This window comes from uncultured Helcococcus sp. (assembly GCF_946998255.1).
In the GTDB taxonomy this organism is placed as follows: Bacteria; Bacillota; Clostridia; order Tissierellales; family Peptoniphilaceae; genus Helcococcus.
The window spans coordinates 1-12,346 of record NZ_CAMPYN010000011.1; the positions used below are offsets into that span (position 1 = coordinate 1).

Consider the following 12,346-nt stretch of genomic DNA (forward strand, 5'->3'; position numbering starts at 1 on the left):
AGATATAAGGGGCTTGGTGAGATGAATGCCGACCAATTATGGGAAACAACCATGAACCCAGACAATAGGATTTTAATCCAAGTTACTTTAGATGATGAATCCTTGACTTTAGATGAAACATTTTCAGTGCTAATGGGAGACAAGGTTGAACCAAGAAGAGAATTTATAGAAGAAAATGCTCAATATGCAGAAAACATTGATGCTTAGGAGATAGTATATGACAGAATTTCAACATTCAAATATAATTCAAAGAGATATAGAACAAGAAATGAGACAGTCTTATTTAGACTATTCTATGTCAGTTATTGTTTCAAGAGCATTACCTGATGTAAGAGATGGTCTAAAGCCTGTTCACCGTAGAATTTTATACGGGATGAATGAACTAGGTCTCTTATCAAATAAACCACATAGAAAGTCAGCTAGACTAGTCGGTGAAGTAATGGGTAGGTTTCATCCACACGGTGACTCAGCTATTTATGATGCAGTTGTTAGACTAGCCCAAGACTTCAATACCAGATATCCATTAGTTGATGGGCAAGGTAACTTTGGTTCTATGGATGGTGACGGGGCAGCTGCCCAACGTTATACCGAAGTAAGGATGACAAAGTTAGCCCAAGAAATGTTAAGGGATATAAATAAAAATACAGTAGATTTTCAACCAAACTTCGATGAAGAGGAATTAGAACCTAAAGTATTACCATCAAGATTTCCAAACTTATTAGTAAATGGATCAGCTGGTATAGCTGTTGGTATGGCTACAAACATGGCTCCACATAACTTAGGTGAAGTTATTGACGGAACCATAGCTTATATGGAAGATCCGGAAATTTCTTTTGAAGATTTGATGCAATATATTCCAGGACCAGATTTTCCAACTGGAGCTAATATATTAGGCAAAAAAGAAATCATTGAAGCCTATAAAACTGGACGTGGCAAGGTAAGAGTAAGGGCAGAGGCTCATATAGAAGAGTTTAAGTCCAAACATGTAATTATAGTTACAGAAATACCTTATACAATTAATAGGTCTAAATTAATCTTAAAGATAGTTGAACTAGTAAGGGATAAGAAAATCGAAGGTATCACAGATATCAGGGATGAGTCTAATATAAATGGTACAAGAATTGTAATTGAAACAAAGAGAGATGCAAATCCAAATGTTGTTTTAAATAACTTGTATAAGCAAACACAAATGACTACAACCTTTGGTATCATAAATCTAGCCCTTGTAAATGGTATACCTAAAGAATTGACCCTAAAAGAGTTGATTCACCATTATGTAGACCATCAAAAAGAAGTTGTAACAAGACGTACACAATTTGACTTAGACAAGGCAGAGGCAAGAGCCCACATAGTTGAAGGTTTAAGAATCGCCTACGATAATATTGAAGAAATAATTAAAATCATTAGATCAAACTATGATGATGAAGAAATCAAGAAAGAATTTGCTAAGAAGTTTGCTTTAACAGATGCCCAATCTCAAGCTATTTTAGACATGCAATTAAAGAGGTTGTCAGGTCTAAATATAGAAAGATTAGAAAATGAATACAAGGAACTTTTAGAAACAATTAAAAATCTAAAGGCTATTTTAGCTGATGAAAAACTTTTAATTGGGGTAATAAAAGAAGAACTTTTAGAAATCAAAGAAAAATTTGGTGATGAAAGAAGAACAAAAATAGTTCCAGCAGAAGGTGACTTTGACGAAGAAGAGTTAATTGAAGAAGAAGAAGTATTGATTACTCTTACAAACCAAGGTTATATAAAGAGACTTCCAGCTGATACCTACAAGGTTCAAAATAGGGGTGGTAGAGGAGTTTCAGGTATGACAACAAAGGATGATGACTTTGTTCAAGACCTATTTGTAACATCTACTCACAACAGCATATTATTCTTCACAAACAAGGGAAGGGTATATGTGAAAAAAGCTTACCAAATAAGGGAAGGTAAGAGAACTTCTAAGGGACAGGCTATTATCAATATCCTACCATTACAAGCAGGTGAAAAAGTATCAGCAGTTGTACCAGTGTCTGGTGTAGAAAAGGATACCTACCTAGTACTTGCTACAAAACATGGTAAAATCAAAAAGACACATTCTGAAGAATTTGAAAATATCAGAACTAGCGGCATCATAGCTATAAGCTTAGAAGACGATGATGAATTAATAGCTGCAAGAGAAGTTGAAGATAATCAACTTGCTGTATCTGTTACATCCTTAGGTCAATCTATAGTATTTAACTTAGATAGTGTAAGACCAATGGGTAGAAATGCCAAGGGAGTAAAAATGATTAGCCTAAACAAGGAAGACTTCGTTGTAGATTTAAGTATCTATGAAGACCAAGAATACCTATTTACAGTTACTGAAAATGGATATGGGAAAAAGACCCTATTTAGACACTACAAGGAACAAAACCGTGGTGGTAAGGGTGTTAGAACCTACAAGATAACAAATAAAACTGGTAATTTAATTGCATCTAAACTTGTGAATATGGATGATGAAATCATGCTAGTGTCAGGAAATGGTCAAGTTATCAGACTAGCAAGCAAAGACATATCTACAGTAGGTAGGGCAACCCAAGGTGTAATCCTAAAGAGGGTAAAAGAAGAAGGCGACAAGATTGTTGCAGCAGCTAAGTATATAGCTGAAGAATAGGAGTTAATATGACTTTCGATATAGTTTATAATATTGGTGATTGCTTAGAAGCTTCACTTATTGGAGACTTAGATATCAATACTGTAGAAGAATTTAAGGATAGCCTAATAAATAAATTTAAGGAAGAAGACAAAGACTTGATTATAAATTTAGAATCATTAGATTATATTGATTCTACAGGTCTTGGAGCCTTTATGACAATCTACAAAGAAGTAGAAGATAGGGGCAAAAAGCTTAAAATAATTAATCCCAAGAAAAATATCTTAAAATTATTTAAGATTACAGAATTAGATACTATATTAAATTTGGAGGATTAAATGGATAAAATAAAATTAAGTATTCCATCAAATCCCAAATATTTATCGAGCTTAAGACTAACAGCATCTTCTTTAGCAAATACTTTAGAAATGGACTTAGACAAGATTGAAGATATAAAGGTTTTAGTTTCAGAGCTTTATACCTACTTGCTACCATCCTATGATGAAGTAAAGGTCATATTTGAAGTAGATAAGGATAAGTTAAATATAGTATTTGATGATATAGAAGCTTTTAATAAATTAAACACTAGTGATTTAGATTTTGAATTAAAAAAACAAATATTATTAGCCTTATCTGATGACCTTAAAATAGAAAAAAATAGCATAATTATAGTTGTAAACAAGTAGGTCCGTAATGACTAAAGAAAAACAAGTAAACAAGGATATTAAATACTTTGACGAGTTTAAACAACTAGAAGATCTGAGGCTTAAAAAAGAAAAATTAGAAAAAGCAAAGGGTGAAATAGACAAGGAAGAATTGAACAAAATCAAAAGAGAAATTAAAAGTCTTAGGGACTATTTAATTGAAGAAAACCTGTATATTGCAGAGATACTAGCAAAGAAATATACAAATAGGGGGATAGAATATGATGACCTCTTTCAAGTAGCTTCTTTGGGACTAGTTTTAGCTGTAGATAGGTTTAATGTCGATAGGGGCTTTGAATTTTCATCTTTTGCAACACCAACCATAACCGGTGAAATAAAAAGATACTTTAGGGATAAGGGCTGGACTATAAGGGTTCCAAGAAGGATACAGGAGTTATCTAAGCAAATTAATAATGCTAAACAAACCCTTAGTCAGAGGCTCCAAAGGACTCCAAGGATTGATGAGATAAGCGATTTATTGGATGTATCTGAAGAAGAGGTTTTAGAAGCCCTAGATGCTTCACAAGTTTATTCGCCACAATCTATAGACAAAAATTTTGATACTTCTTCTGAAGATAGTGAAATTAGTTTGTCTGATTTACTAGGAGAAGAGGATAAAAATTATGCATTTGTAGATAATATGAACTATATTACAGAAGCTATGAAAGATTTTTCGGATGTAGAAAAGAAAATAGTCTATTATAGATATTTTGATAAAATGACCCAGGTAGCTATAGCTGATAAACTAGGCGTTAGCCAAATGACAGTATCTAGGTTAGAAAAAAAAGTGATTAAAAAATTCAGAAAAGTCTTGGGAATAAAAGCTTAATATTAAAATTAGAACTGATTTTGCAGAGGTATATTTATTTTTGCGAAATCAGTTTTCTTTTTAAGAATTTAGGCTCACCTAACAAAAATATTTTACATAATAAATAAATGTGCTATAATTTAAACTAATTACAAGGAGGAAGTTATGAAAATTGAAAAAGAATTTTTACAAGAAAAAGCTAGAGAATTTAACAACAATAGAGCCTTGAGAATTTCGCAAAGAGCGGCTAGTTCAACAGGTCTAGTAGAAGCAAGTATAGATAAAAGAGAATATGATAGCAACAGGTTTCATTTTAATATTTCCTTACCTGAAACAAAGATAAGAAATCAAAATAAATCTGGTAGATGCTGGATATTTGCAGCTATGAATGTTTTAGAATATGCCTTGTGCCAAAAGTATAATCTAAAAGAATTCGAACTATCACAAACTTACATATATTTTTATGACAAGTTAGAAAGAGCAAATTATTTCTTTAATTCAATCTTAGAAACACTTGATGAAGAACCATCTTCAAGACTAGTGTCCCATATCTTATTATCACCAATGGGTGACGGTGGTCAATGGGATATGATTAAAAATATTGTGAAAAAGTATGGTGTTGTACCTGCTAATTCCATGCCCGATACAGCAAATTCTACTGCATCAGCAAATATGAATGATTACTTGACTAAAATGCTTAGAATGTATGCTAAAAATATTAGAAAAGCTCATCAAGAAGGCAAGTCTTTAGATGACTTGAGAGCAATGGTTGAAGAATACATGGGACAATTTTATAATGCCCTAGCAATTTCTTTAGGGACACCACCTGAAAAAATTGACTTTGAATATAGGGATAAGGATGACCAAGTTCATTCCGAAAAAGGACTAAGTCCTTTAGAATTCTTTAATTTGATTGACTTTGACCTAGACCAATATATTTCATTAATAAATGCGCCAACTAAAGATAAACCTTATTATAAATCCTATACAGTTGAACACCTAGGAAACGTTTTAGAAGGCGACTTAGTGAAATATGTAAATGTTCCTATAGAAATCATGAAAGAAGCTGTTGTAGACCAAATCAGGTCCAACGAGCCTGTATGGTTTGGTTGTGATGTTGGACAATTTTTCTCAAGAAAATCTGGAAAGTTAGATTTAACAACAGTAAATGTTTTTGATATGTTGGATGTCGATTATGATTTTAACAAGGAAGAAAGACTAGATTATCATGAATCATTGATGACTCATGCCATGGTATTTACGGGACTTGACTATGATATGGAAAATGAAAAACCTCTAAGATACAAGGTTGAAAACTCATGGGGTAGCAAGAGCGGTATAGATGGTTACCTAGTAATGTCAGATGAATGGTTTGAAGAATACATGTACCAAGTATTGGTAAACAAGGCTTACCTACCTGAAGAAGTACTTGTAGCTTATGAAGAAGAACCAATAAGATTAAGACCTTGGGATCCAATGGGATCATTAGCTTAATTAGGTAAATGAAAAGGGATGTAGATTTCAAACTACATCCCGTTTTTTATCCAATTATTTATTTCTGAAAAATTTTCTTTCAACTAATTTATGAATTTCACCAACTACAAATGGTAAAAATGCAAATGGTAATACTATTGCCCAGTCTTTTAATCCAAAGGCATGGGAGTGGAAAATTACTTGCATAAATGGAATATAGATAACAGCTAGAGTTAGTAAGGTTGAACCTATAAAGGCGTAAACTAAACTCTTGTTTGAGAATATTCCTAATTCATAAACTGTATATTTTTCTGATCTTGCAGAGAATGATCTTAGCAACTCTGACAATACCAAGGTTGCAAAGGCAATTGTTTCTGCCTTGTTGATATTAATTTCTCTTAATGCAGCTTCAACACCATTTATTGGATATAGGTAGGTGAATGAAATATAGAAGGCTGCAAGTGTTGCTACAGCTATGGCTATAGCTTGAGTAGCTATATTATCCACAAGATTTCTATCTATAATTTGGTCATCGGTCTTTCTTGGTGGCTGGTTCATTATATCTGGCTCACCCGGTTCCACACCCAAGGCTAGGGCTGGGAAGGAGTCAGTTACAAGGTTTAACCATAATAGTTGAATAACTGTCAATGGAATTGGCCAACCGACTAACATGGCTACTAGCATTATTAGTACTTCACCGATATTACATGATAGAAGGAAGGAAACGAATTTCTTGATATTTGAGTAAATTACCCTACCTTCTTCAACAGCCTTTACTATTGTAGCAAAGTTATCATCTGTTAGGATAACTTCAGCAGTATTTTTAGCAACGTCTGTACCAGTGATTCCCATGGCTATACCGATATCGGCTTTTTTAATAGCTGGGGCGTCATTTACACCATCACCAGTCATGGCTGTTATTTGGTTATTTTCTTTAAGGGCTGTTACAATTTGCACCTTATTTTCAGGTGAAACCCTTGCGAAAATTCTTTTTACTTTTACAATTTCCCTAATTTGTTCAGGAGTCATATCATTTAGTTCTTTACCCATGATGGCTTGGTCATCAGATTCAGCTATTCCCAAGTCTTTACCGATAGCTATGGCTGTTTCTAAGTAGTCACCAGTAATCATAACTGGAGTGATACCAGCTGTCTTACAGTGTTTTATAGCTTCTTTAGCTTCTGGTCTGGCTGGGTCTATCATACCAACAAGTCCGATAAATACTAGGTCTGATTCAACCTTATCAGGATCTTGGTCATCAGGTAGACTATCCCATTTCTTCATTGATATGGCTAAAACTCTTAGGGCTTGTTTAGCATATTCACTATTTTTATTTAAGATTTCATCTTTTAATTTTTCAGTTAATTTTTCAACCTTACCGTTAATTAGTATATGACTACACCTGTCAATTACTATGTCTGTAGCACCTTTAGTAAAGGCTACATAGGCATCTTCAAAGAAGTTTTCATGGCAGGTGGTCATCATTTTTCTTGTAGAATCAAAAGGATATTCCTTGACTCTTTTTAGTGTTTCATTTAATTCTTCGTTATTTAACTTAGCTTTTTCAGCTACAGTGATAAGGGCACCTTCAGTAGGATCACCCATTATTTCCCATTTGTTTCCTGTATGGTTTAATTTTGCATCTGAGTTTAGACTTGCAGCAGTAAGCAATACTTTCAAGTCCTTATCACTTTCTGTATCTACAGCTTGCCCATCAAATTTTATATCACCTTCAGGTTCATATCCGACACCATCAACTTTATAATCTTTAGATGAAGTGTAGATAGTTTTTACTGTCATTTCATTTTGTGTTAAAGTACCAGTTTTATCTGAAGCTATAAAGGTTGTAGTACCTAATGTTTCTACGGCTAATAGTTTCTTTACAATTGCATTGTTTTGAGCCATCCTATTCATACCTATAGATAAAACTATGGTAACAACAGCTGCTAAACCTTCAGGAATAGCTGCAACTGCAAGTGATACCGCAGTCATCAAGGATTGCAACCAGTCTAGGTCTTCTCTGAAAAGACCAACTATAAATACTATGATAGAAACTGCTATTACTAAAAGGGCTAAGCTTTTAGATAATTTGTTTAACTTTCCTTGTAGAGGTGAACTTTCATTTTCACTAGATTGGATATTTGTTGCGATTTTACCTATTTCAGTATCATGGCCAGTTTTGGCAACTACAGCCTTGGCCCTTCCTCTGGTAATGATTGATGAAGAATGCACATAGTTTGAACGATCTCCGATTTCTGTATCTTTATCAAAAATTATTTCAGCATCCTTGTCCACTGGAACTGATTCACCAGTCAAGGAAGATTCGTCTGATGATAGGTTTTGACTTTCTATAAGTCTTAGGTCGGCTGGAACTATATCACCTGTTTCTAAAACAACTATATCTCCAGGTACTAATTCTCTAGCTGGGATTTGTGTAAGCTTCCCATCCCTATAGACCTTAGCATTTGGAGCCGACATTTGTTGTAAGGCTTTTACTGAATCCTCTGCCTTTCCTTCTTGGAAAAGAGAAAGACCAGCATTTAAGACAACTATGGCTAAAATAATAACAGTTTCTATTTTATCGCCTGAAAAAGCTGATAAGGTAGCTGCTGCTAAAAGTATGATAACCATAGGGTCAAGTAATTGATCTATAAGTTTAGCAAAAAAGGATTTGCCTTTTTTCTCTTGTAATTCATTTGGACCATATTTTTCAAGTCTGGCCTGGGCTTCTTGGCTAGTAAGCCCCTGGTTGCTATCAACATCTAAGCTTGATAGAACCTCATCTCTATCCTTAAGATAGAATTTTTCCATAATACCCTCCATTTGGTCAATTTATTTAAAATAAAAAAGACCTTAATATTTCAATCTAGGTCTTGCTTCCTTTCGGTACTTAGCCGGGATCTTATATCCGTAATGACGACTAAATATTATTAAGCTACTCCCCTTAGGATTATGAATATTATAGCAAAGTATTAGGGAATTTTAAAGATAAAGCTGATAAAATAACATAATAAAGAATTTTGAAAATATTTTCATATTAAAGTAATATATAATTACAGAGACAGAAAGGAAGTAAGATATGACAAAAGCAATTATAGGTATATCTGCAAGTATTCTTATAGACAATGGAGATTTTGCTGGATATAGGAGAATATATGTGAATGAAGACTATGCTGATGCGGTAATCAAAGCAGGAGCTACACCTTTAGTTTTATCTATAAATGATGAAGATTCAGTAATAGATGAATATATTAACATAATTGATGGATTAATCTTATCTGGTGGGCATGATGTTGATCCTAGAAATTATGAAGAAAATCCAAATCCAAAACTAGGACAAGTTTTACCAGAAAGAGATAGCTTTGACCTTAAATTATTAAAAAAGGCTAAGGAAAAAAACATTCCAATTTTAGGTATTTGTAGAGGATTCCAACTAATAAATGTAAGCTATGGTGGCAGCTTATGGCAAGACTTATCCTATAGTGACAAAGACTATATAAAACACAATCAAGTTTATGGACCAGAAATAACTACCCATAGCATAAAAGTAGAAGAGGGAACTAAATTACACAATATTTTCAAAAAAGATACTTTGAGCGTAAATAGTTTCCACCATCAAATAATAAAAAATCTAGGACAAGGCTTGAAATTATCAGCCCAAGCACCGGATGGAGTAGTGGAAGCCTTTGAAGATCCTAATTATAGGTTTTTACTTGGTGTACAATTCCATCCAGAAATGCTACACAGGGTAAAGGATGAAATGCAAGGCTTATTTAATGAACTCGTAAAAGAAGCGGGTGAGAAGAGGTAGAAAATGAAAAAGAAATTGGGATTTTATTCTATTGTATTACTTACAATAAATTCAATAATAGGGACCGGTATATTTTTATCACCAGGTTCTGTAGTAGCACAATCAGGAGATAAGGCTTTAGTAGTTTACCTATTTGCTGCTATCTTTTCTACAGTTTTAGCCGTTACCTTTGCGGCAGCAGCTAAATATGTTTCAAAGGGTGGTGCAGCCTATGCCTATACAAAGGCAGCTTTTGGTGACAACCTAGGATACTATGTTGGTATAACAAGATATGTAGCAGCATGTATAGCCTGGGGAGTAATGGGAACAGCAGTAGTTAAAACTGTTCTAAAGATATTTAACTTAAACAATGAAAGCTTAAGCAATATAGCTATGGGATTTTTGGTGTTGATGTTTGTATTGATGGTTATTAACCTGATGGGTACCAAGGTTTTTGAAATAATCAATAACCTATCTACTATTGGTAAGGTCGGAGCCTTAGTTACAACTATAATTGTAGGTTTTGTAATGGTATTTATCATGGGAGAAAATAATTTTTCTGCTATCAAAACTATAACAGATAAATCAGGTCAAGCCCTAGGATCAAACTTGGATTTAACAGGATGGGTAATGGCTATCATTGCAGCCTTCTATGCCTTTACTGGTTTTGAAAGTGTTGCATCGGGTTCAGAAGATATGGAAGAACCTGAAAAGAATCTTCCAAGAGCAATTCCTCTAGCTATAGGTATAATTGCCTTGATTTATATTGGAATTGTAGGAATAGCAATGGCGATTAATCCACAAGCTCTTGTTGAATCTAAGGAAGTAGTAGCCCTAGCAGATGTATTTTCAAATAAAATTATAAGAAACATGATTATTATAGGTGCCCTTATTTCAATGTTTGGTATCAATGTGGCAGCTTCCTTCCATACACCAAGAATTTTAGAATCAATGGCTAAGCAAGGACAAGTGCCTCATGTATTTGCAAAAAGAACCTCTAATGGTTTCCCAATAGTATCATTTTTAACAACTATAGCTATAGCTGTTGTGATACCTTTGGCATTCAAATTTGATATGACAAATATAATAATTATCAGCTCAATATCAAGATTTGTACAATTTGTAATTGTTCCAATAGCAATCATCATGTTCTACTACGGTAAGGAAAGAGGACAAGTATTAGAAAATGTAAAGAAAAACACTTTAACAGACCTAATAATTCCTCTAATAGCCTTGGGATTAACCATAGTCTTGCTATATCAATTCAACTGGAAGGGACAATTCACAATGACCAATGAAAACGGAGACCTAGTAGCAAACACCTTCGCTATAATCGCTATGGTTGTAGGTTATGTAGTTTTACCATTTGCATTGATGGCTTGGAAAAAGATAAAAAATAGGGGGTAAAATATGTTAGAAAGAATCAAAAGTGAAAGAGCTCCAAAGGCTATTGGATCTTATTCACAAGCGACTAAAGTTGGTAATTTAATCTTTACATCAGGTCAATTGCCAATAAATCCAGAAACAGGTCAGATAGATGAAAAAGATTCTATAAAATGGCAAGTAAAACAATCCTTAAACAATGTAAAGGCTATTTTAGAAGACAATGACTCTTCAATGGATTCTATTGTTAAGGCAACTGTGTATCTTGATAATATAAAAGATTTTTCTGACTTTAACGAAGTCTACCAAGAATTTTTTGAAAAGTCTTATCCAGCAAGATCAGCCTTTGAAGTCGCTAAGCTTCCTATGGATGCCTTAGTAGAAATAGAGGTAATTGCTGAGGTAGAAAATGAAGGATAATACTAGACTTTTGCATGGATATAATGTAATTGACGAATTTACAGGTGCAGCATCTATACCAATTTATCAAACCTCAACCTTCCACAATTCAGAACTATACTGTAAAAAACAAAAATACCAATATTCTAGATTTTCAAATCCTACCATTGATGCTTTAGAAGATGGTTTTAGATGTTTAGAAAAATCTAAATATGCTGTAAGTTTTTCTTCAGGTATGGCAGCAATTACAACTTCTCTTATGCTATTAGAAGCTGGAGATCATGTGATTTTTCCTTTGGAAGTTTATGGAGGAACTTGTCAGTTTTCAAATGCTATCTTGCCAGATTTTGCCATAGAAAGATCTTATATTGATATGGCTAACTTAGAAGAGGTAAAAAATAGCATTAAAGAAAATACAAGGATGATATATATTGAAACACCGTCCAACCCCTTGCTTAAAATTTGTGATATAGAGGAATTAATTAAAATAGCTAAAGATCATAAGCTACTAACAGTTGTAGACAATACCTTTATGACTAGTCTAGCCCAAGAACCTCTAAAGCTTGGAGCTGATATAGTTGTTGAAAGTGTAAGTAAATTTATAAATGGTCATAGTGATGTAATTGCAGGTCTTGCTGCAACCAATGACCAAGAAATTTATGAAAAATTAAAACTATATAAAAAGAATTTTGGTTCAATTGTTGGGGTTGAAGATGCCTGGTTGATTTTAAGGGGAATGAAAACCATGGGGATCAGGTTAAAGGAGTCTGTAAAAAATGCTCAAAAGATAGCTGAATTACTAGACAAGCATCCAAAGGTAAAAAATGTCTATTACCCAGGCTTAAAAACTCACCCTGGCCATGATATTCATTTTAAACAGGCTACAAATGGGGGAGCTGTGCTATCCTTTGAATTATACAACGAAGAGGATATGAAAGAGTTTTTGAGAAGGTTAGAGATACCTATTTTAGCTGTTTCCTTGGGTGGTGTTGAATCTATAATCTCTCATCCAGCTTCTATGTCTCATGCCTGCTTGTCCTGTGAAGAAAGAAAAAAACAAGGAGTTACAGACTGCTTATTGAGACTATCATGTGGCATAGAAGATATAGAAGATTTAATTGCAGATTTTGAAAATGCATTGGATTTTTAATATAATAAGGTAT

10 protein-coding genes and 1 pseudogene are annotated in these 12,346 nt (G+C 33.6%); 10 read left to right on the plus strand and 1 reads right to left on the minus strand.

Translation table 11 applies throughout. The features are described 5' to 3' along the window. From Q0U66_RS01770 to Q0U66_RS01795, 6 genes and pseudogenes are all read left to right on the plus strand, one after another. Positions 1-207, plus strand: a pseudogene (locus Q0U66_RS01770) (DNA topoisomerase IV subunit B); the annotation flags it as partial. Between the two features lie 10 nt (positions 208-217). Next, positions 218-2,647 (plus strand): DNA gyrase subunit A, encoded by a 2,430-nt coding sequence (gyrA, locus tag Q0U66_RS01775; RefSeq protein WP_297376862.1) that lies wholly within the window; start codon positions 218-220, stop codon positions 2,645-2,647. 8 nt (positions 2,648-2,655) lie between these two features. Continuing rightward, positions 2,656-2,964, plus strand: a complete 309-nt coding sequence (locus Q0U66_RS01780) for an STAS domain-containing protein (RefSeq protein WP_297376864.1) — start codon at positions 2,656-2,658, stop codon at positions 2,962-2,964. Then, positions 2,965-3,312, plus strand: coding sequence for a hypothetical protein (locus Q0U66_RS01785; RefSeq protein WP_297376866.1), 348 nt, complete (start codon positions 2,965-2,967; stop codon positions 3,310-3,312). A gap of 7 nt (positions 3,313-3,319) precedes the next feature. Continuing rightward, positions 3,320-4,159 carry a SigB/SigF/SigG family RNA polymerase sigma factor gene (locus Q0U66_RS01790; RefSeq protein WP_297376868.1) on the plus strand — a complete coding sequence of 280 codons (840 nt, stop codon included), beginning with the start codon at positions 3,320-3,322 and terminating at the stop codon, positions 4,157-4,159. Positions 4,160-4,303: 144 nt separating this feature from the next. Further along, positions 4,304-5,632: an aminopeptidase C gene (locus Q0U66_RS01795; protein ID WP_297376870.1), complete on the plus strand. Its 1,329-nt coding sequence runs from the start codon at positions 4,304-4,306 to the stop codon at positions 5,630-5,632. Positions 5,633-5,686: 54 nt separating this feature from the next. On the opposite strand, the gene Q0U66_RS01800 is transcribed toward Q0U66_RS01795, so the two are convergent. Then, complete coding sequence (locus Q0U66_RS01800) at positions 5,687-8,422, minus strand: cation-translocating P-type ATPase (protein ID WP_297376872.1); 2,736 nt, start codon at positions 8,420-8,422, stop codon at positions 5,687-5,689. A gap of 268 nt (positions 8,423-8,690) precedes the next feature. Between Q0U66_RS01800 and Q0U66_RS01805 the strand changes: the two genes are divergently transcribed. From Q0U66_RS01805 to Q0U66_RS01820, 4 genes are read left to right on the plus strand one after another with little or no spacing between them, the layout of a single operon-like run. Then, positions 8,691-9,422: a gamma-glutamyl-gamma-aminobutyrate hydrolase family protein gene (locus Q0U66_RS01805; RefSeq protein WP_297376874.1), complete on the plus strand. Its 732-nt coding sequence runs from the start codon at positions 8,691-8,693 to the stop codon at positions 9,420-9,422. Between the two features lie 3 nt (positions 9,423-9,425). Further along, a complete protein-coding gene (locus tag Q0U66_RS01810) occupies positions 9,426-10,808 on the plus strand; it encodes an APC family permease (protein WP_297376876.1) in 1,383 nt (460 codons plus the stop codon). Positions 10,809-10,811: 3 nt separating this feature from the next. Next, complete coding sequence (locus Q0U66_RS01815) at positions 10,812-11,204, plus strand: Rid family detoxifying hydrolase (protein WP_297376878.1); 393 nt, start codon at positions 10,812-10,814, stop codon at positions 11,202-11,204. Beyond that, positions 11,194-12,333 carry a PLP-dependent aspartate aminotransferase family protein gene (locus Q0U66_RS01820; RefSeq protein WP_297376880.1) on the plus strand — a complete coding sequence of 380 codons (1,140 nt, stop codon included), beginning with the start codon at positions 11,194-11,196 and terminating at the stop codon, positions 12,331-12,333. The genes Q0U66_RS01815 and Q0U66_RS01820 overlap by 11 nt, the downstream gene beginning before the upstream one ends. The last annotated feature ends 13 nt before the right edge of the window (positions 12,334-12,346 follow it).